The sequence below is a fragment of the Bacillus changyiensis genome (assembly GCF_027706145.1).
Classification (GTDB): Bacteria; Bacillota; Bacilli; order Bacillales; family Bacillaceae; genus Bacillus; species Bacillus changyiensis.
In genome coordinates this window covers 898,952-920,059 of the sequence record NZ_JAQFWW010000001.1, presented here as the reverse complement: position 1 = coordinate 920,059, position 21,108 = coordinate 898,952, and the positions used below count along the sequence as shown (strand labels likewise).

Here is a 21,108-nt window from a genome sequence, read left to right as displayed (position 1 = left end):
TTTTCTTTATTGTATTGTTTATCAAAAATCATCTCGTTATTTGACGTTTTTTCTTGATGGCATAAAACAAATGAATTATATTATGTTCTAGAAGGAATGTAAAGAAAATCGGCTCGGATAGATACTTAGTCAAACACAAATAATAACAAAACATAAACGAAGGAGTTGTCTGAATGGGAGAATATCAATATCCGATGAATGAAGATTGGAGTACGGAAGAAGCGATAGATGTTATCGCATTTTTCCAAACGATTGAACTTGCCTATGAAAAAGGAATAGAACGCGATGTGCTGATGAGTGCGTACCGTCGCTTTAAAGAGATCGTTCCCGGAAAGGCGGAGGAAAAAAAACTGTGCAACCAGTTTGAAGAAGTGAGTGAATATTCTCCTTATCAAGCAGTAAAAAAAGCGAAAAAGCAAGCTGAAGACCATAAAATTAAATTATAAAAAGGGATGGGTTGCTTTTCATCCCTTTTTTAGATCTGCTGTTTTGATGAATTGATAAAGGTAAGTGAGTTTTTCAAAAGCTGTCTCGATCTGAGAAAGAAAATCATCTGAACTCATTTGTAATACTTGATCTTTTGAAAGCTGAATCCCGCAGAGCACCTCCGCTTTTTTAACCTTTTCAAGTCGTTCAAATAATTGCTTCAGTTCCTCTGTTTTCATATCGGACTGGACGTGTGCTTCCGGTTTTGTATGGTCAGCCGACCAGACAAATGTATCTGGAATCCGGTTTTTAATATCTTGTAAATGTTCTTGCAATCGTTTCCCGTATTCTTCTTTAAGTGGAGCTTCATAAATAAGTGCAAACCAAACGAACACATGGGTTTTCCAAAGCCCGATTTGAAAATGCGGAAACTTTTTATAGCCTCTCTTATTGTTTGCAAAAGCAACCCAACTATCATCAGGCGGGTTGACAGAACGCCGTGCATGTTTTGCAACATGAACGAACATTTCGTCTCCAGTAAGGACGGAAAGAACAGGGGCAAAATGTTCACCTAATGCTTGGAGCTTTGGGCGAACGGTTTCTTTCAAAACACGCATCCGCGCATCTAGGCCTTCTATTGTGAATGTTTGAAAATCTTCTTCAGTTAAACGCAAATGATTCATTTTTTTCCTCCTTGTCCCATCAATCCTCATCATTTTATCATAGCACCAAGACAAATTAAAAAATAATGTTTTTTTTTCACTTTTCTGAGGTAAACAATAGGTAAATCACACAATTTTTATAATGGTGTTGCGAATGTTTTTATGATTCATACGATATGAATAAGACATAATGAAGGATATGCCGGAGGGAATTATGATCTGTTTAATATCAATTTCTCTGGAAGGGGCTAGATGGCAATGAGATCACTTGTCAAACAAGGGATGAAGGAAGAAAAAAATAATCGTGTGGCAGTCTTAAGGCTTGAGGTTGATTATGAATTAGCAATCCTTTTCGAAGCCTTGAAACAAAATGATGAAACCCAAATTGAATTAAGTAAACGCAAACTGGAACAACTCAGAAAAGAATGGATCAGATTTCTAGAGAAAAACCATACTAAAAACGAACCTGGCTGATGGTTCGTTTTTATCTAAGCGCCAGACTTTTTTCATTTCTCTTGCTTTTTTTCGGCCAATATCATTATGCTATCAATAAATCAGTATACATAGAAAAGAGGTTGTATGATGACAAACTGGAAGGAAATTGACCTACTTGCAAAAACATGGGTGAAAGAAGCTGGACAAAAAATAAAAGAAGCGATGAGAGAAGAAGTAACGATTGAAACAAAATCAAATCCTAATGATCTAGTCACAAATATTGATAAGGAAACCGAGCGATTTTTGATTGATAACATTCAGTCGGTTTTTCCAGATCATCACATTCTTGGGGAAGAAGGACAAGGGGACAAGCTCACTTCATTAGATGGAATCGTCTGGATGATCGATCCAATCGATGGAACAATGAACTTTGTTCATCAAAAACGGAATTTTACAATTTCAATTGGGATTTTTGAAAATGGTATCGGTAAAATCGGACTTATTTATGATGTCATCCATGATGAATTGTATCATGCGTTTCAAGGAGAAGGCGCATATATGAATGATACGAAGCTAGGAAAAATGAAAAGGGTACCACTTGAAAAAGCGATTCTTGGGATTAATGCAACTTGGATAACGGAAAATAGTCGGATTGATCCAAATGTTTTGTCTCCGCTTGTTAAGCGGGTCAGAGGAACGCGTTCTTACGGATCAGCAGCTTTAGAACTCGCTTATGTTGCCTCAGGAAGGCTAGATATGTATGTAACAATGCGACTTGCTCCATGGGATTATGCTGCGGGATGTATCCTTCTGAATGAAGTGGGTGGAATCTATACAACCTTAAATGGGAAACCAGTAAATTTCCTAGAAAACACTAGTGTTTTAGCGGGGAATCCTAACTGTCATCAAACAATTTTAAGCGATTACTTATCTGAGCAATAATCTCGCGTGACACTGAATATTTGAATACTTGAAAACGGAAAATAGGGATAAAAAAGACTGTCCAACTAGCTCGTTTATTTACTTTGTTGGAGGTCTTTTGTATATGTCTCCAATCTTCTTACCGAGAAGAACGATGATATCATAACCTTAAAATAGCATTGGCGGGGATATTGGTGGAGATCGACGTAATGAGCGTTGTTTTGATTGCTGTTTTCATTTACATCGTTATATTTGTCATGATGAGTAAAAGAATTGGGAACAAACTTGCTTTTTTATTGATATTTATCGGGGGATTAGCCATCTTTTTCATTGATCAGCTATATATTTGGATTCTAATATGGGGACTTATCACTTTATATTTTTGGTTAAAAGACAGAAGCCATTCATGATCCGAAACAAACCTATATTGAGATGGTCAGCCCCTTTATTTGTAAAGGAGCTTTTTTCTAATCCAGTAAACCTTTATCACGCATTCGCTTTTTTAAGCTAAAACCGATTCCCATCATGATGACGAACATTATCACGGCTCCGATCACACCGGGAAGATTTTTCTCAGCAATGGCAACTCCAATTAACATCATGCTGATTACGGTGATTAAAGCCACTAGTAAGAAGATCCATTTGACCTGTTTCATTGTCTTTCCAACCCCTTTTTCACATCCTACTGTAAGTTTACAGAAGATCATGCAAAATGGAAAGGTGGCACTAAATATTTTTGTCAAATTGAAATCACTTCAATTCTCAGTTATAATATGAAAGATTATCTAAATTTTTTAGGAGATGAAAATGTGAAACTTCGAGAAGATCTTCGCAATATCGCTATTATCGCCCACGTTGACCACGGAAAAACAACGCTTGTTGATCAACTTCTTCATCAGGCTGGTACATTCCGTGCTAATGAACATGTGGCTGAGCGCGCCATGGATTCCAATGATTTGGAAAGAGAGCGCGGAATTACGATTTTGGCGAAAAATACAGCGATTCATTATAAAGATACACGTATTAATATTTTGGATACACCAGGACACGCCGATTTTGGTGGTGAAGTTGAGCGGATTATGAAAATGGTTGATGGTGTTTTGCTTGTCGTTGACGCGTATGAAGGCTGTATGCCACAAACCCGCTTTGTTTTGAAAAAAGCGCTAGAGCAAAACTTAACGCCGATTGTTGTCGTCAATAAAATCGACCGTGATTTTGCCCGTCCGCAAGAAGTTGTTGATGAAGTACTTGATTTATTTATTGAGCTTGACGCTTCTGAGGATCAGCTAGAATTCCCTGTTGTCTACGCTTCAGCGATCAATGGTACAGCATCAACAGATCCAGAACAGCAGGATGAGAATATGAAAGCTTTATTTGAGGCGATTGTCGGTCATATTCCATGCCCGGTTGATAACCATGAAGACCCACTTCAATTCCAGGTGGCACTTTTGGATTACAATGATTATGTCGGCCGGATTGGAATTGGTCGTGTTTTTAGAGGGACGATGAAAGTGGGCCAGCAGGTTGCATTAATGAAGTTGGATGGTTCTGTTAAGTCGTTCCGTGTCACGAAAATCTTCGGTTTCCAAGGACTAAAACGGGTTGAAATTGAAGAAGCCAAAGCCGGTGATCTTGTTGCGGTTTCAGGGATGGAAGACATCAATGTAGGTGAAACGGTCTGTCCGATTGAGCATCAGGAACCACTGCCAGTTCTTCGCATTGATGAGCCGACACTACAAATGACATTTGTCGTCAATAACAGTCCTTTTGCTGGACGAGAAGGCAAATATGTCACAGCTCGTAAAATTGAAGAACGTCTTGAACAACAGTTGCAAACAGACGTGAGTCTTCGAGTTGATCCGACACCATCACCAGATGCTTGGGTAGTATCAGGACGCGGTGAACTTCATTTATCAATTTTAATTGAAAACATGCGCCGTGAAGGTTTTGAATTACAAGTATCAAAACCTGAAGTCATTATTAAAGAAATGGATGGGGTTCGCTGTGAACCAGTCGAGCGTGTCCAAATTGATGTTCCTGAAGAACATACAGGTGCTGTCATGGAATCAATGGGTGCCCGTAAAGGTGAAATGATCGATATGATCAACAATGGAAACGGGCAAGTTCGCTTGATTTTTAATGTACCTTCACGCGGTCTAATTGGTTATTCGACAGAGTTTCTTTCGTTGACAAGAGGTTTCGGAATTTTAAACCATACTTTTGACAGCTATCAGCCGATCGAACCAGGCCAAGTTGGTGGCCGCAGACAAGGTGTTCTCGTTTCGATGGATACTGGTAAAGCTTCTGCTTATGGAATTCAGGGCGTTGAAGAACGTGGCGTTATTTTTGTTGAGCCAGGTACAGAAGTGTATGAAGGTATGATTGTTGGTGAGCATAACCGCGAAAATGATTTAGTGGTGAACATTAATAAAATGAAGCAACAGACAAACGTACGTTCAGCAACGAAAGATCAAACAGTAAGCATGAAAAAACCGCGAATTATGTCTCTTGAAGAATCGCTGGAATATTTGAATGATGATGAATACTGTGAAGTAACACCTGAGTCTATCAGATTAAGAAAGAAAATTCTTGATAAAAATGAACGAGAAAAAGCTGCGAAAAAGAAGAAGTTAGCAGGATTGTCTTAAACTTTGCAGAAATTGAAAAAAGAACGACCCATCTAGCAAAGGGGAGGGGGATTCTTTTTGAATGATGTAAGTGAACAGCTGTCATTTTTTGCCGCGCTTTATCAAGTCGATCAAAATCCTGGAGCAGGCATGTGGCAGCTTTATGTTACGATCTTCATCCTGTCAGCTATTGTTTATAAACTAGGGTTTGCCAAACGGCTGCCACTGTTAAAAAATGTGATCATTTATTTTTTTCTAGCTCTAGGGTGCACATTGTTAACATTTTTCGGCGTCTTTTTACCAGTTGGAGAAGGGCTAGTTGTTGCTATCCTCATCTTAGCGATTTATAAAATTCGCCTGTGGCGCTCGAAAAAGGCGCAACAAATCAAAAAAGCATAGACCCTTAAGTCTGTGCTTTTTTATTTCAGTTAATAAGTAAAGGTCGGATCAATACATATCCGACCTTTATTATGGTTTTACCCGTTCCTTTTCTTTTCTGTGTGGATATAATTTAAAACGGCCGGTTTTCATCCTGTTTTCCGTTTTGATTTTGATCCGTTCGTGACATTCGTTGCACAAATAGGTGTGAATGGGGCGGTTACGAAGACGTTTAGCAATTTGTGTGTCATCATCAAGTTGATCAATTTTGTCACACAATGAACACTTAACCCTCACTTTTTTCACCTCGCTTCAATTATTTCAGTATACCATACCAGTGAAAAATGAGAAAAGCTTATGCCGTGGCACAAGCTTTTCTAGTTAGGGCTGTCTGTTTTTCATATGTTTATTCGACTGTTTATTTTGTTGTTTTTCAAGCTGTTTTTGTCGATCATGATTTAACTGGTCATTGTTTGTTTTTGATGGTGTTGTATTTTGATTATCTGTCATGTCAGTTGGGACTTCCGGAATGACGCGACCGACAATCGCCGCCAATTCATCAAGAATACCCTTCACAGGTCTGCCCTGCTGAATTTGCCTGCCCATACCTCTCAACCGATTAAATGTGTCTGGATCGGCTACAACGACGGCATTTGCTCCGTAACGATCTTCTTGAAGTGCTTCTGCAACGGAATATTTAATTGATTCCACTTTACTCCTTTCTAAATTGTCCTTTACATCAATCCCGACGACAGCAAGTCTTCCAAGGACAACTGCTGTAGCATCAATTACACCGGGGACTCTTTCGGTTATTTTGACGAGCCGTTTTGAAATGGTTTGTCCGCTTTCTCGGTTTACAGGATCTTGAGCGACGTTTTTCACTTGAATGGGTCTGTTCCCCGGCAATTCGTTTGCTTCATTTTCAATACCGCAAGCTGTAAGCAGCATAAGGGAATAAATGAGAAATAGAGATATGATTCGCACTTAAAGTGACCTCCTTAAAAATGCATTCGATATTTTTTATTGTTGAATTAACCTTCTATCTTTATTCAGAAAAACATATATTTTAGCGGGCGCTCCATCAGCTTTTACCAAAGGCTAAAAATCCTGATCAGGAGGCGAAAGATTGAGTAAAATTTATGTGTTAGATACCAATGTGTTGTTGCAGGACCCGAATTCAATCTTTTCTTTCGAGGATAATGAAGTTGTCATCCCGGCTGTTGTATTAGAGGAAGTCGATTCGAAAAAACGCAATCTGGATGAGGTGGGAAGGAATGCCAGATTGGTATCGAAATTAATAGATGATTTACGTTTGAAAGGGAAATTGTATGAAAGTGTTCCTCTCTGTAATGGGGGAAAGATCAGAATTGAACTTAATCACCGCTCATTTCATCAACTTCAAGAAATCTTTGTGGAAAAAACAAATGACAACCGGATTTTAGCGGTTGCAAAAAATTTAAGTCTTGAAGAAGAAACAAAAAACGGTGGTCGTCCAGTCATACTTGTCAGTAAAGATATGCTTGTAAGGGTCAAAGCGGATGCGATCGGATTAATGTCTGAAGATTTTTTACACGACCGAGTGATTGACAATCATGATATATATAGTGGTTTTTCCGACATGTATATTGATACTGAGCAGATGAACTCATTTTATGAAGTTCACAAATTACCGATTAACGGCCGGATGAGTGAACCATTTCACCCAAATCAGTTTGTTGTGATGAGGGATGCACTTAATAGTTCATCATCAGCAATTGGGATAGTCAATCAAACTGGGACAGCTATTCATAAACTGATTTTTGATCAGGAACAGGTTTGGGGGATTCGCTCGCGGAATGTTCAGCAAACAATGGCGATTGAACTTTTATTAAGACAAGATATACCACTTGTTACATTGATCGGGAAGGCCGGAACAGGAAAAACGCTGCTTGCATTGGCTGCCGGTTTATTGCAAACGGAAGATATGGGATGCTATCAGAAGCTTGTTGTCACAAGACCAATCGTTCCAGTCGGGAAGGATATTGGCTATCTTCCTGGGGAAAAAGAAGAAAAATTAAGACCGTGGATTCAGCCGATTTTTGATAACCTTGAATATTTGTTTAATACAAAAAAGCCTGGAGAACTCGATGATATATTGGCGGGGATGGGATCGATTCAAGTGGAAGCACTCACATATATACGTGGCAGAAGCATTCCTGATCAATTTATTATTATTGATGAAGCTCAAAATCTGACCAAGCATGAAGTGAAGACGCTTTTAACACGGGTAGGGGAAGGTAGTAAAATCGTCTTGATGGGGGATACCGATCAGATTGATCATCCATATTTGGATGCCATGAATAATGGCCTGGCATATGTGGTTGAACGTTTTAAAGAACAAAAAATTTCCGGTAATGTAAAACTTTTAAAAGGGGAGCGTTCAGGGCTTGCCAGACTTGCCGCCGATTTGTTGTAGAAAATCTATTCGGCTCGCTGGCAAGCCGTCACTGCTTAGTTATTTGGCTGCAGCTGATTGAATGTCCCCGTTCTTTTTTAAATCACTTGAATCTCTTTAAGGTGTTTTATCGGATTGTTTCGGTTGGAGCCGTCTGCAAAATAAACATGTACAGGTCCATCCTCTGTTAGCGGTTTCCCGTTTTTGCTGAAACAGAGGATCGAATCTTTAGCTTTTGCAAATGAAACAGTCAATACTTCATCTTGATCTTTTACTTTAAACAGGCATTTTACAGCTGAATCAGCTACTTCTGCATTTTTTAAAAATGGCTCAAGTCTAATAGCGAATGTCCCATCGAGTAATTTTTGTTTTTCATATTGTTTTTCTGATTTTAAGGTCGGAGGCGATACTGCACCTTCTCTAATAAGTCGCTCCTGATCTATCTCAAGATCACTAGGCTTGTTTTGCACATCTCGCATATTTGCAAAGAAATGATCCAACTCAAATTTTCGATCATCAAAAATCCACACGCTTGGATCAAGTGTAATCGCATGTTTTACATTTCCCGTAATGGTTATGATCTTCATTTTTATACCACTCCCTCACAAAAATTATAAGCGCTTTCTTTCGAGTTGTCACTTCTCATAACATTGGTTATAATGGGGGTGGAAGATAACGGAAATGACGTTTGTGATGGAGGGAACATCGTGAATTGCCGCTGTAATGAAGAACTCGAGTATTTTGTCAAGGAAGCGAAAAAAGTCACTAAAAAGGGAAAAGTGGCTTCATACATACCAGCTTTAGCAGAATCATCAAGAGATGATTTATCAGCTGCAGTCTACTATGAAGATGGGACATGTCTGTATGCTGGAGATGCTGAGAAGATTTTTACACTTCAAAGTATATCAAAAGTGCTTTCACTTGCACTTGTTCTCATGGATCATGGACCAAATAAAGTGTTTCAATATGTTGGAAAAGAACCGACCGGTGATCCGTTTAATTCCATCATCAAACTTGAAACCGATAATCCAGGAAAACCGCTTAATCCAATGATCAATGCCGGTGCATTAGTCGTCACAAGTATGATCAAGGGAATGTCATCATCTGATAAAATTGAGCATTTATTAAATTTCGTTAGAATGCTGGCTAATAACCAAAGTATTTCGATATGTCAAAGGGTCTCAGAATCTGAATTTGAAACATCTATGATTAATCGGTCAATGTGCTATTACATGAAAGAGTACGGGATTTTTCGTGGTGAAGTGGAAGAGGTTATCGATATTTATACAAAACAGTGTGCTATTCAAATGAATAGTGTGGATCTGGCGAAAATCGGTTCTGTTTTTGCACTTAATGGCAAACACCCCGAAACAAGAAAGCAAATCATCCCAACAGACATTGCAAGAATATGCAAAACATTCATGGTTACTTGCGGTATGTACAATGCCAGTGGTGAATTTGCCATTAAAATTGGAATTCCCGCTAAAAGCGGGGTTTCAGGTGGGATTATGGGGCTATCTCCAAACCAGTTTGGTATCGGGATATTCGGTCCTGCTCTGAATGAAAAAGGAAACAGTATAGCCGGAATCCGCCTCTTGGAACTGTTATCTGCAAACTATAATCTGAGTATTTTTTAGCGGTTTAATCAGGAGAAATAACTTGCAATTTTAGAGGTTAGGCTTTATTATGAATAGAAGAATTATGTACTCGTCTGGGGAACGGAGGGATATTTTTGGTGTCTGAAACTGTAGTCGATCATCGTGAAAAAGCACTTAGTTTGTTAAAACGTGATGCTGATAAAATTTTAAAGCTGATTCAAGTGCAAATGGACAACTTAACGATGCCTCAATGTCCTCTTTATGAAGAGGTTTTAGATACACAAATGTTCGGACTTTCTAGGGAAATTGACTTTGCAGTCCGCCTTGGATTAATAGAAGAACACGAGGGGAAAGAATTGCTCTATACGCTCGAATGTGAATTGTCTGCATTGCATGATGCATTTACAAAAAAATAAAAGAATACTCAGGGACTCCATTATAGTCTGAGTCAGCTTGTCGGGCGACGTGTTTAAGTGCACAGACTGCCGACAGGCTTTTTTGTTATTGATAAACAGACGGTTAAGTGACGAATAAAACGAATAAACGATGGATGAATTAGACCGATAAAAAGAGCAGTGAAGACGGCTAATGATATTCTTCGTTCTTTTGGTAAAAGTGTAGTAAAATAACAAAAAGCTCATATAAAAAATGTTCAAGGGCAAAGTAAGGAAGAGGATAAATATGATAAAAAGAATGCTCAAATCGTATGATTATTCACTCATCTTTGCTGTATTTCTCCTCTGCGGGTTCGGGCTCGTAATGGTGTACAGCTCAAGTGTAATCACGGCGGTTACAAAATATAAACAGCATAGTGACTATTTTTTTAACAAACAGACTAAGGCTTTCATCATTGGTTCACTGATATTTTTATTTACGGCATTTTTTCCGTATAAAGCATTTGCCAATCGAAAATTTCAAAAGCTGCTGTTGCTCGGCTCATTCTGTGCCTTAATCGCTTTATTTGGTATTGGTCATGTGGCTGGAAACGCCCAAAGTTGGTATAAAATTTCGAATTACAGCATTCAGCCAGGAGAGTTTGTCAAACTGACAGTCATATTGTATCTTTCTTCTGTTTATGCCAAAAAGCAAAGTTATATTAATAATCTAGGAACGGGAATTGCTCCGCCAGCTCTCCTCACTGTGGTGCTCTGTGTGTTAGTTGCCGTTCAGCCTGATTTTGGGACAGCGTTCATCATTGGATTGATCGCTTTGTGCATCATTCTCTGCTCAGGGTTCAGCGGGAAGACATTGTTTAAGTTGTTAACATTGGCTGGCGTCGTCTTTGTCCTTGTCAGTCCACTCATCCTTTTCAATATGGACGATATTTTAACGAAGGAGCGTTTGGGCCGTTTTGAAAGTTATCAAAACCCGTTTGAAGATCGGACAGGTAAAGGTTTTCAAGTGTCGAACTCCTTGATTGCAATTGGTACAGGTGGAATTTTCGGTCTTGGTCTTGGTGAAAGTATTCAAAAATACAATTATCTTCCTGAAGCGCATACGGATTTTATTATGGCCGTTATTGCAGAAGAACTTGGTGTTTTCGGTGTTTTATTTGTGATCCTGTTACTCAGCTTTATTGTTATAAAAGGTTTTTATATTGCAAGAAAATGTGAGGATCCATTCGGTAGTCTGCTTGCTATTGGAATCTCAAGTATGATCGCTCTCCAAACATTTATTAATTTAGGAGGTATTTCAGGATTGATTCCTTTGACAGGTGTAACCCTTCCATTTATTAGTTATGGAGGCTCATCACTTGTTGTCCTTTTAGCGAGCATGGGGATTTTAGTGAATATTAGTATGTTCAACGAATATTTCAATCGTTATAAACGAAAACAGTCTATTAATACTACAAAATTCAAAGAAAATCAATATCAAAAAAGTATTAATTATTAAAAAACTTAGCGTGTACAGGTGTTTTAGATTGATTTAGAATAGATACATACTAAGATTCGGTTAGGGGGAACGACATTGTTACTGCAGTCTATCCAAAAAGTTCTTGTTGCAAACAGGGGAGAAATCGCAATCCGTGTTTTTCGTGCTTGTGCAGAGTTACATATTCGCACGGTAGCGATTTACTCAAAAGAAGACAGCAAATCTTATCACAGATATAAAGCTGATGAAGCTTACTTGGTAGGTGAAGGAAAAAAGCCGATCGATGCTTACCTTGATATTGAAGGAATCATTGAGATAGCGAAGCGGAATCATGTTGACGCCATACATCCGGGCTATGGTTTTTTATCAGAAAATATCCAATTTGCCAAGCGTTGTGAAGAGGAAGGGATTATTTTCATCGGTCCGACATCAGAACATTTAGATATGTTCGGCGATAAAGTAAAAGCGCGTGAGCAAGCAGAAAAAGCGGGGATTCCTGTTATTCCGGGAAGTAATGGTTCGGTTGACAGTTTGCATGATGTCGAACACTTTGTTAAACAACACGGCTATCCAATTATCATTAAAGCATCCCTTGGCGGGGGAGGCCGTGGAATGCGGATCGTCAGGGAAGCTTCTGAACTGGCGGAGGCATATAATCGAGCAAAATCAGAAGCGAAAGCCGCATTTGGAAATGATGAAGTATATGTTGAAAAGCTGATCGAAAAACCGAAACATATTGAAGTTCAGATTTTCGGAGACAAAGACAGGAATGTGGTTCATCTATTTGATCGTGATTGCTCTGTGCAAAGAAGACATCAAAAAGTGATTGAAATTGCGCCGAGTGTCGGACTATCTGACTCGCTTAGAAAGAGAATTTGTGATGCAGCAGTTGCTCTGGCGAAAAATGTTAATTATATCAATGCTGGGACGGTTGAATTTTTAGTTGCTGATGACGAGTTTTACTTTATTGAAGTCAACCCTCGCGTTCAAGTTGAGCATACCATTACGGAAATGGTGACAGGAATTGATATCGTTCAGACGCAAATTATGATTGCCGGAGGGCTCAGCCTGAAGAGTAAAGAAATCAATATTCCTCATCAGGAAGCTGTTATACTCCATGGCTATGCCATTCAATCAAGAGTAACGACAGAGGACCCTGCAAACAATTTTATGCCTGATACGGGTAAAATTATGGCATACAGATCAGGTGGGGGTTTTGGCGTTCGTCTCGATACAGGAAATAGTTTTCAAGGTGCCGTCATTACACCTTATTACGATTCTCTGCTTGTTAAACTTTCAACATGGGCACTAACATTTGAACAGGCTGCTGCGAAAATGGTGCGAAATCTTCGGGAATTTCGGGTAAGAGGGATTAAAACAAACATACCGTTTCTTGAGAATGTAGCAAAGCATGAGAAGTTTTTAACAGGGCAATATGACACATCTTTTATCGATTCAACACCAGAGCTGTTTGTGTTTCCGAAACAAAGAGACCGCGGCACAAAAATGTTAACATATATCGGGAATGTTACAGTCAACGGTTTTCCTGGCATACAACAAAAGAAAAAACCGGAATTTGATCGTCCGCCGATCATTAAAACAGATATTGATCAGCCAATTGCGAACGGAACGAAACAGATCCTTGACGAACGGGGAGCGGACGGACTTGTCAAATGGGTGAAAGATCAAAAAAATGTTTTGCTGACTGACACAACATTTCGCGATGCTCACCAATCATTGCTTGCAACAAGAGTCCGCACTCGTGATCTGAAGAAGATTGCGGCTCCGACAGCAGCTGTTTGGTCTGAGCTGTTTAGTCTTGAAATGTGGGGAGGAGCTACATTTGATGTAGCCTACCGTTTCTTAAAAGAAGACCCTTGGAAAAGACTTGAAGAATTGCGGAAAGAGATTCCAAATACGATGTTTCAAATGCTGTTAAGGTCGTCAAATGCTGTTGGTTATAAAAACTATCCTGACAACTTGATTGAAAAGTTTGTTAGCGAGTCTGCGGCAGCCGGAATTGATGTGTTCCGTATTTTTGATAGCTTGAACTGGGTCAAAGGGATGACGCTTGCTATCGATGCGGTCCGCTCTTCAGGAAAAATGGCAGAAGCAGCGATTTGCTATACCGGTGACATTCTTGATCCGGCAAGAACGAAGTATAATCTTGACTATTATACATCAATGGCCAAAGAGCTTGAGGCTGCAGGAGCCCATATTCTTGGGATCAAAGATATGGCAGGGCTGTTAAGGCCGCAGGCTGCATATGATTTAGTGTCTGCTTTGAAAGAGACAATCGATATCCCGATCCACCTTCATACACATGATACAAGTGGTAATGGCATATTTATGTATGCAAAAGCAATCGAAGCTGGGGTTGACATCGTTGATGTGGCAATCAGCTCAATGGCGGGTCTAACATCCCAACCGAGTGCTAGCTCGCTTTATCATGCTCTTGAAGGAAATAAACGCCGTCCGCAATTAAATGTTGATGCGGTTGAATCGCTTTCGCAATATTGGGAATCTGCCAGAAAATATTACAGTGAATTTGAAAGTGGGATGAATGCGCCTCATACTGAAATTTATAATCATGAGATGCCTGGCGGTCAGTACAGTAACTTGCAGCAACAGGCGAAAGGCGTCGGGCTTGGTGACCGCTGGAATGAGGTCAAAGACATGTATCGACGAGTCAATGATATGTTTGGTGATATTGTAAAGGTAACACCATCTTCTAAAGTTGTTGGCGATATGGCGCTCTATATGGTACAAAATCAATTGACAGAAGAGGATATTTATGAAAGGGGAGAATCGCTGGACTTCCCTGATTCTGTTGTTGAGCTCTTTAAAGGATATCTAGGTCAACCACATGGCGGATTCCCTGAAAAACTGCAAAAGCTGATTTTAAAAGGGGAAAAACCGATTACCGTCCGTCCTGGGGAATTGCTTGAGAAAGTCTCTTTTGATGAAATCAAAGCCGAATTTTTAGAAGAACATGATATGGTGTTAACCGATCAGGATGCTGTCTCATATGCTCTTTATCCAAAAGTATTTACCGAGTATGTCAAAACCGCAGAGACGTACGGAAATATCTCTGTTTTAGACACACCAACCTTTTTCTATGGCATGACACTTGGGGAAGAAATCGAAGTTGAAATTGAAAGAGGAAAAACACTTTTCGTCAAGCTAGTCTCAATTGGTGAACCTCGTGCCGATGCGACAAGAGTTGTTTATTTTGAATTGAATGGACAGCCTCGTGAAGTGATCATCAGAGATGAAAGCATTAAATCTTCCGTTCACCAAAATATGAAGGCAGATCGTTCAAACCCGAATCATATCGCAGCTTCTATGCCAGGCACAGTCATGAAGTTGTTGGTTGAAAAAGGTGATCAAGTGAAAAAAGGCGATCATTTGATGGTCAATGAAGCGATGAAAATGGAAACAACAGTTCAAGCTCCGTTTGCAGGAACAATTGAAAACATTTATGTCAAAAACGGGGAAGCTATTGAAACAGGCGACTTACTCATTGAAATGAAAAAGTAAATTACGAAGATTGCCGACGATGTCGGCGATCTTTTTTTGAACATGTGCAATGGACATGAAGATCAGCCGGTTGCCGTAGCTAAAAATCAAACCCGCCAGTTCAAATTGGCGGGTTTGATTTTTAATCTTCAATTTCTAAGTCAAAATCTATTGTCGATAACGGACCATTAATAATAAGAAATAGCTGAGAATCCCGAATAGACAAGAAATAAATAAGGCATGGGCAAGTGCGAAACCGAGATCTAATCTAGTCAAGACAACAAGAATTCCTGAAACTGCTTGAAGAATAATCAAGATTAAGGAAATCATCCAGCCCCAATACATTCTCTTCTGATGTTGGTAATGTCTCGCGGCATGAAGGGTAGCGACCACAATCCATAAGAAGAGCAGGGTGGCAGCGATCCTGTGCCCCATCTGGACCCATTCGTGAAACTGCGTCGGAATCCCGCTATTTAGTCTGCTGCAGTGCGGAAAGTCTGGACAAGCTAGACTTGAGTTTGTGTGGCGTACATAGGCTCCTGTATAAACAACGATATAGGTATATATCATAATACCTACAATATGAAACTGCATGGTTTTTCCTATAGAAAACGACTCCACTTTCTTTTGAGAAAATGCTTCAAAAATGAGGAGTGTTAAAAGTAAAACAGATGCAAAAGAGACTAACGAAATGCCGAAATGAAGAGCCATCACTAGTGCGGATGATCCGAATACCACCGCAGCTGCTCCTAACAGAGCTTGGAGAATGAGAAAAACAACCGACATGATCGCGAGGAATTTTGTTTCCCTGATATGACCGATTTTTTTCCAGCTCCAAATGGCAAGAGCTAAGACTAAAATTCCGCAAGTACCGCTTACAAATCGGTGACTCCATTCGATGATTGATTCCAATGTTAATGCCGGAAATATGCTACCATTACAAAGCGGCCATGATCTCCCACACCCCATCCCGGATCCTGTTTTTGTAACGAGTGCCCCGCCGATCAGTACGAATAACATGGCGATTGTTGTGATGATACCCAAACCTTTTAATGCTTTATTCATAAATTCAATTCCCCTTTTTATGAAAGAAAATAAGTACTATTCCTTTACAAGTTTAAGCAAATTGATGTTCTGGTGCAATTCATTAGCATTGGTGTTCACAAAAATGCAATACAATATGTTCACATTTTTCTTTCGTTCAGAGACTTGATAAATCCGGTTTCGTTTGATAGAACTATATTATAATGACGTCACCCTCTATGGTTGTTCACAACTTTTCCTGCATTTGTATCAGAAGTCATAAAAAGTTCACAAATAATAAGCGGTTTGTCGATTATTATTTAATAGGATGTTTTTTTCCATTCGGTAATCTAGTATGATAGAGTTGTAGGTTTTTATGAATATATCATTTCTCTTCAAGTCATAGAGGTTTGGGTAAGGGGGTTTATGTTATGGCTGAATCAAGAATGACAGCTGATCCAACAATGAATGGACAAATAGAAGAAACAACACCATGGAAAGATTTCCTCGCTCTTATTAAAGTCGGGATTGTATACTCAAACCTGATCACAACGTTTACAGGGATGTGGCTCGCTTTTTATTTATCAAATATGAGCTTTTTAGGAAATCTCGATATTGTCTTGTATACTTTAGCCGGATCTTCGCTCATTATAGCGGGATCATGTGTGATCAACAATTATTATGATCGTGATATTGACCAGCTGATGCAACGGACAAAAACAAGACCAACTGTAACAGGCAAAATTCAGCCTTCACAGGCATTATGGTTTGGTATTTTGTTGATTGCATTCGGCTTTACGATGTTGCTTATGACAACAATGACAGCTGTTGCTGTCGGTTTTGTCGGCGTTTTCACTTATGTTTTTCTTTATACAATGTGGACGAAACGCCGTTACACCATCAATACGATTGTCGGCAGTATCTCAGGAGCTGTTCCTCCTCTGATCGGGTGGACTGCTGTTCAAAGTACTATCAGTGTTGAAGCATGGATATTGTTTTTAATCATGTTTATCTGGCAGATTCCACACTTTTTGGCGCTTGCGATTAAAAAAACCGAGGAATATCGGGCTGCCAACATTCCAATGTTACCGGTCGTCCACGGTTTTGAGATTACCAAAAGACAGATTATGGTCTGGATTGTCTGCTTAATGCCGCTACCTTTTTTCCTTAGTGAACTCGGCTTACCGATCGTTATTCTCGGTACACTGTTGAATATTGGCTGGCTCATTTGTGGCCTTGTTGGATACAAAAACAACAATATCATGAAATGGGCAACGCTTATGTTCGTATATTCATTGAATTACTTGACTATTTTCTTTGTTGCCGTCGTTGTTTTTACACTTTTTAAAATTGGATAAAGTACATCTTGAAGGCTGTCACTTAAACTAGGGACAACAATCATGTAAAAGCCGCCTTATCGATTTTTTTCGATTATGTTTATAAAGGCGGCTTTACGTTTATACATAGATGGTATTTTGAGTAAAAAACATCATGATTTAAGAAAAAAGGAAATGTAAGTGCTTTAATTAACGAGGGGTTAGATGTATGAATAGGTGTTTATATAGCTTTTGTCGTGGCAAGTTCCAAAAGGATTGATTGAAAAGGGGTTGGGATGAAATGTTTAAAAAATGGCGTCTGATGTCATTGTTCGCTATTTTGGTGCTCGTTCTAACAGGGTGCGGAGGAGAACCGTTTTTGTCAACGCTTAAACCAGCGGGAGAAGTGGCTGAGAAGCAATACTATTTAATGATTCTCAGTACGCTGATCATGGTGGTTGTTGTCTTAGTAGTAAGTTTTATTTTTATATTTGTTATTTTGAAATACAGAAGGTCTAGACTCGGTGATGATCACATGCCGAAACAGATTGAAGGAAGTCATAAATTGGAGATCTTATGGACTGTTATTCCGATTATTTTGCTTCTTATCTTGGCTGTACCTGTTGTTTCAGATACGTTTGATTTAGGGAAAACAAAAGCGATGGATAAGAAAAACAGAGACCCTGAGAAAACGCTTGTGGTCAATGTCAGAGCAAGCCTTTATTGGTGGGAATTTGAATACCCTGATTATGGTATTGTTACAAGTCAAGAATTAGTTGTTCCTACCGATAAACGCGTTTATTTTAAGTTGAAAGCTTCTGATATTAAACACTCTTTCTGGGTACCTGCGGTTGGTGGAAAAATCGATACAAATACAGAAAACGAAAATAAATTTTATCTAACATTCGATGATGAGAAGAGCAAGGATGCCGGCGGCTATTTTTACGGGAAATGTGCTGAACTTTGTGGACCTTCCCATGCGTTAATGGATTTTAAAGTTAAAGCTGTTTCCAAAGATCAATTTCAAAATTGGGTAAATGATATGAAACATTATAAATCTAAACCAAAAACCGATTTGGCAGTGCGAGGAGAAAAGCTTTTTAAAGAAAAAAACTGTCTGAGCTGCCATGCGACAGAACCTAATGATAAGAGGGCAGAAGCGGCACGGACAGCGCCAAATTTAGCTGCTTTCGGGGAACGAACTAGAGTTGCAGGGGTAAAGGATTTTAATGATCAAAATATTAAAGATTGGTTGAAAGACCCTGAAAGCATCAAACCGGGTAATAAAATGACGGGAACATATCCGGCTTTAAATGAACAGGAAATTGATGCATTAACAGAATATTTAAAGGGGTTAAAAACCAAAAAATAACGCTTCAAAGGGACAATGAGGGAGGTTTACATTGTGAGTACGCTTACAAAAAAGCAAAGTTTTGGGGCTGTTTTATGGGACTATTTGACAACAGTTGATCATAAGAAAATTGCCGTACTGTATTTGATCGGAGGGGGCATCTTCTTTATACTTGGCGGGATTGAAGCGATTCTGGTCAGAATTCAGCTGGCAATACCTGAGAATAATATCGTCAGTGCAGGAATCTACAATGAAGTCATGACAATGCATGGGACGACAATGATCTTCCTAGCAGCGATGCCACTTTTGTTTGCGCTGATGAATGCCGTTGTTCCTCTTCAAATCGGAGCAAGGGATGTGGCATTCCCGTTTCTCAATTCTTTAGGATTTTGGCTGTTTCTATTCGGTGGGCTGTTTCTCAATTTAAGCTGGTTCTTAGGTGGGGCTCCAGATGCTGGTTGGACGTCATATGCTTCACTTTCACTGAATTCAGAAGGGCATGGAATTGATTTCTTTGTTCTTGGTCTGCAAATATCTGGACTTGGTACATTGATTGCGGGAATTAACTTCCTGGCTACGATTATCAACATGAGAGCACCGGGAATGACCTATATGAGAATGCCTCTTTTTACATGGACGACATTTGTTTCTTCTGCTCTGATATTATTCGCTTTTCCTCCATTAACAATTGGTTTGGCACTTTTGATGTTTGACAGACTGTTTGGTACTAGTTTCTTTAACAATGAACTGGGTGGAAACACGATTATTTATGAACATTTGTTTTGGATTTTCGGTCACCCAGAAGTTTATCTCTTGATATTGCCTGCTTTCGGAATATTTTCAGAGATCATTCCTGTGTTTTCAAGGAAGAGGTTATTTGGTTACTCTTCAATGGTATTTGCCACGGTGCTAATCGGGTTCTTAGGCTATATGGTATGGGCTCACCATATGTTTACAACTGGGCTGGGGCCTGTAGCAAACGCTATTTTTGCGGTAGCAACTATGGCGATTGCGGTTCCGACCGGAATTAAAATTTTCAACTGGTTGTTCACCATTTGGGGCGGCAGTATTAAATTTACAACACCGATGCTTTATGCGGTGTCATTTATTCCGTCATTTGTATTGGGTGGGGTAACGGGAGTTATGCTTGCAGCTGCTCCGGCGGATTATCAGTTCCATGATACTTATTTTGTTGTTGCTCATTTCCATTATGTTATTATCGGTGGGGTCGTGTTTGGTATATTAGCAGGGGCTCATTATTGGTGGCCGAAAATGTTTGGCAAAATGCTTAGTGAGTCATTGGGGAAAGTTTCATTTGTATTGTTTTTTATCGGTTTCCACCTGACGTTTTTTATTCAGCACTGGCTGGGACTTTGGGGGATGCCGCGGCGTGTGTTTACGTATTTGCCAAATCAAGGGCTTGATGTAGCGAATTTGGTCAGTACGATTGGCACGTTTTTAATGGGAGCGGGAGTTATTATTTTACTGATTAATGTTATTGTAACGACAGCAAAAGGGAAAAAAGTTGGCAGTGATCCTTGGCAAGATGGAAGAACATTGGAATGGGCGGTGTCATCTCCACCTCCTGAATACAATTTTAAACAGCTACCACTTGTCAGAGGACTTGATGCTCTCTGGATTGAAAAAAGCGCAGGCAAACGGGAAATGACTGCTGCAGAACCTGTTCAAGATATTCACATGCCGAACAGTTCCATTTTACCTTTCTTTATTTCATTAGGTCTGTTTGTAGCGGCATTTGGTCTCATGTATCGTACAGAATACGCTTGGGGATTACCGGTCATTTTTATCGGCTTCGGAATTACTTTCTTTTCGATGCTTCTACGGTCAGTTATTGATGACCATGGCTACCATATTCATAAAGAAGAACTTCCGGATGACGATGACAAAGGGGTGAAAGCTTAATGCATACAGAAGAGAAATTAACAGCAGAAACATTTCCGGCTGCTCCTGAACGGGCAACTCTGGAAGGGAAAAATAAGTTTCTTGGGTTTTGGCTGTTTCTAGCAGGTGAAACGATTCTTTTTGCATCGCTTTTCGCAACGTTTTTAGCTCTTCGGGATTCAACTGCTGGAGGTCCGAAGACAAGTGAAATATTTGGTATGGGTCTTGTCTTTTTTGCAACAATGCTCCTTTTGACAAGCAGTTTGACAAGTGTTTATGCAATGTATCATATGAGAAACTTCGCTTTTAAAAAAATGCAGTTTTGGCTCTTGATCACTGTATTACTCGGTGCTGGATTCCTTGCGCTCGAAATTTATGAATTTAATCACTATGTTCATGAGTTTGGATTTACAATTAAAAGCTCTGCTCTTGGTTCTGCCTTTTATACACTTGTCGGCACACACGGGGCCCATGTCACCTTTGGACTATTCTGGATTTTAACATTGATGATAAGGAACACTAGACGAGGTTTAAACCTTTATAATGCTCCGAAATTTTATGTAGCTAGCTTATATTGGCATTTTATCGATGTTGTTTGGGTGTTTATCTTTACGGTTGTATATTTGATGGGGATGGTGGAATAA

21 protein-coding genes are annotated in these 21,108 nt (G+C 39.4%); 15 read left to right on the top strand and 6 right to left on the bottom strand.

Annotated features, from left to right (window positions below; translation table 11 throughout):
• Nucleotides 1–173 precede the first annotated feature (173 nt).
• Nucleotides 174–446, top strand: coding sequence for a UPF0223 family protein (locus tag PDT38_RS04810; RefSeq protein ID WP_270799401.1), 273 nt, complete (start codon nucleotides 174–176; stop codon nucleotides 444–446).
• 18 nt (nucleotides 447–464) lie between these two features.
• Here PDT38_RS04810 and PDT38_RS04805 read toward each other — a convergent pair whose 3' ends face one another.
• Complete coding sequence (locus PDT38_RS04805; RefSeq protein ID WP_270799400.1) at nucleotides 465–1,109, bottom strand: YktB family protein; 645 nt, start codon at nucleotides 1,107–1,109, stop codon at nucleotides 465–467.
• A 237-nt stretch (nucleotides 1,110–1,346) separates the two neighbouring features.
• On the opposite strand from PDT38_RS04805, the gene PDT38_RS04800 reads away from it, so the two are divergent.
• The 3 genes from PDT38_RS04800 to PDT38_RS04790 all read left to right on the top strand — a co-directional run bounded on the left by PDT38_RS04800 (nucleotide 1,347) and on the right by PDT38_RS04790 (nucleotide 2,854).
• Entirely contained in the window at nucleotides 1,347–1,562 is a 216-nt protein-coding gene (locus PDT38_RS04800) for a hypothetical protein (RefSeq protein WP_270800141.1), read from the top strand.
• 108 nt (nucleotides 1,563–1,670) lie between these two features.
• A complete protein-coding gene (locus PDT38_RS04795) occupies nucleotides 1,671–2,465 on the top strand; it encodes an inositol monophosphatase family protein (protein ID WP_270799398.1) in 795 nt (264 codons plus the stop codon).
• A gap of 188 nt (nucleotides 2,466–2,653) precedes the next feature.
• Nucleotides 2,654–2,854: a hypothetical protein gene (locus tag PDT38_RS04790; protein ID WP_270799396.1), complete on the top strand. Its 201-nt coding sequence runs from the start codon at nucleotides 2,654–2,656 to the stop codon at nucleotides 2,852–2,854.
• A gap of 57 nt (nucleotides 2,855–2,911) precedes the next feature.
• Here PDT38_RS04790 and PDT38_RS04785 read toward each other — a convergent pair whose 3' ends face one another.
• Nucleotides 2,912–3,100 carry a YlaF family protein gene (locus tag PDT38_RS04785; protein WP_270799394.1) on the bottom strand — a complete coding sequence of 63 codons (189 nt, stop codon included), beginning with the start codon at nucleotides 3,098–3,100 and terminating at the stop codon, nucleotides 2,912–2,914.
• Between the two features lie 153 nt (nucleotides 3,101–3,253).
• Here PDT38_RS04785 and typA point away from each other — a divergent pair, with 153 nt between their 5' ends.
• Entirely contained in the window at nucleotides 3,254–5,092 is a 1,839-nt protein-coding gene (typA, locus tag PDT38_RS04780) for a translational GTPase TypA (protein ID WP_270799392.1), read from the top strand.
• A gap of 57 nt (nucleotides 5,093–5,149) precedes the next feature.
• Nucleotides 5,150–5,470, top strand: a complete 321-nt coding sequence (locus PDT38_RS04775) for a YlaH-like family protein (RefSeq protein WP_172294581.1) — start codon at nucleotides 5,150–5,152, stop codon at nucleotides 5,468–5,470.
• Nucleotides 5,471–5,539: 69 nt separating this feature from the next.
• Here PDT38_RS04775 and PDT38_RS04770 read toward each other — a convergent pair whose 3' ends face one another.
• Entirely contained in the window at nucleotides 5,540–5,746 is a 207-nt protein-coding gene (locus tag PDT38_RS04770; RefSeq protein WP_270799390.1) for a YlaI family protein, read from the bottom strand.
• A gap of 84 nt (nucleotides 5,747–5,830) precedes the next feature.
• Complete coding sequence (locus tag PDT38_RS04765) at nucleotides 5,831–6,433, bottom strand: YhcN/YlaJ family sporulation lipoprotein (protein ID WP_270799389.1); 603 nt, start codon at nucleotides 6,431–6,433, stop codon at nucleotides 5,831–5,833.
• 142 nt (nucleotides 6,434–6,575) lie between these two features.
• Here PDT38_RS04765 and PDT38_RS04760 point away from each other — a divergent pair, with 142 nt between their 5' ends.
• Nucleotides 6,576–7,904, top strand: a complete 1,329-nt coding sequence (locus PDT38_RS04760; protein WP_270799387.1) for a PhoH family protein — start codon at nucleotides 6,576–6,578, stop codon at nucleotides 7,902–7,904.
• Between the two features lie 77 nt (nucleotides 7,905–7,981).
• Here PDT38_RS04760 and PDT38_RS04755 read toward each other — a convergent pair whose 3' ends face one another.
• Nucleotides 7,982–8,470, bottom strand: a complete 489-nt coding sequence (locus tag PDT38_RS04755; RefSeq protein WP_270799385.1) for a molybdopterin-binding protein — start codon at nucleotides 8,468–8,470, stop codon at nucleotides 7,982–7,984.
• 120 nt (nucleotides 8,471–8,590) lie between these two features.
• Here PDT38_RS04755 and glsA point away from each other — a divergent pair, with 120 nt between their 5' ends.
• The 4 genes from glsA to pyc all read left to right on the top strand — a co-directional run bounded on the left by glsA (nucleotide 8,591) and on the right by pyc (nucleotide 14,893).
• The gene (gene glsA, locus PDT38_RS04750; RefSeq protein WP_270799382.1) at nucleotides 8,591–9,520 is read left to right on the top strand and encodes a glutaminase A; all 930 of its coding nucleotides are present in this window, start codon (nucleotides 8,591–8,593) and stop codon (nucleotides 9,518–9,520) included.
• Between the two features lie 95 nt (nucleotides 9,521–9,615).
• Nucleotides 9,616–9,897 carry a YlaN family protein gene (locus tag PDT38_RS04745; RefSeq protein ID WP_172294593.1) on the top strand — a complete coding sequence of 94 codons (282 nt, stop codon included), beginning with the start codon at nucleotides 9,616–9,618 and terminating at the stop codon, nucleotides 9,895–9,897.
• Nucleotides 9,898–10,162: 265 nt separating this feature from the next.
• On the top strand, nucleotides 10,163–11,374 hold the full coding sequence (ftsW, locus tag PDT38_RS04740) for a putative lipid II flippase FtsW (RefSeq protein WP_270799381.1): 1,212 nt from the start codon (nucleotides 10,163–10,165) through the stop codon (nucleotides 11,372–11,374).
• 75 nt (nucleotides 11,375–11,449) lie between these two features.
• Nucleotides 11,450–14,893, top strand: a complete 3,444-nt coding sequence (gene pyc / locus PDT38_RS04735) for a pyruvate carboxylase (RefSeq protein ID WP_270799380.1) — start codon at nucleotides 11,450–11,452, stop codon at nucleotides 14,891–14,893.
• Between the two features lie 147 nt (nucleotides 14,894–15,040).
• Here pyc and PDT38_RS04730 read toward each other — a convergent pair whose 3' ends face one another.
• Nucleotides 15,041–15,937 (bottom strand): COX15/CtaA family protein, encoded by an 897-nt coding sequence (locus PDT38_RS04730; RefSeq protein WP_270799379.1) that lies wholly within the window; start codon nucleotides 15,935–15,937, stop codon nucleotides 15,041–15,043.
• A gap of 389 nt (nucleotides 15,938–16,326) precedes the next feature.
• Here PDT38_RS04730 and cyoE point away from each other — a divergent pair, with 389 nt between their 5' ends.
• The 4 genes from cyoE (at nucleotide 16,327) to ctaE (ending at nucleotide 21,108) form a co-directional block, all read left to right on the top strand.
• The gene (gene cyoE / locus PDT38_RS04725; protein ID WP_270799378.1) at nucleotides 16,327–17,253 is read left to right on the top strand and encodes a heme o synthase; all 927 of its coding nucleotides are present in this window, start codon (nucleotides 16,327–16,329) and stop codon (nucleotides 17,251–17,253) included.
• A gap of 259 nt (nucleotides 17,254–17,512) precedes the next feature.
• On the top strand, nucleotides 17,513–18,583 hold the full coding sequence (gene coxB, locus PDT38_RS04720; RefSeq protein ID WP_270799376.1) for a cytochrome c oxidase subunit II: 1,071 nt from the start codon (nucleotides 17,513–17,515) through the stop codon (nucleotides 18,581–18,583).
• A gap of 15 nt (nucleotides 18,584–18,598) precedes the next feature.
• Nucleotides 18,599–20,485: a cytochrome c oxidase subunit I gene (ctaD, locus tag PDT38_RS04715; RefSeq protein WP_394356215.1), complete on the top strand. Its 1,887-nt coding sequence runs from the start codon at nucleotides 18,599–18,601 to the stop codon at nucleotides 20,483–20,485.
• The gene (gene ctaE, locus PDT38_RS04710) at nucleotides 20,485–21,108 is read left to right on the top strand and encodes a cytochrome c oxidase subunit III (protein ID WP_270799375.1); all 624 of its coding nucleotides are present in this window, start codon (nucleotides 20,485–20,487) and stop codon (nucleotides 21,106–21,108) included. The genes ctaD and ctaE overlap by 1 nt, the downstream gene beginning before the upstream one ends.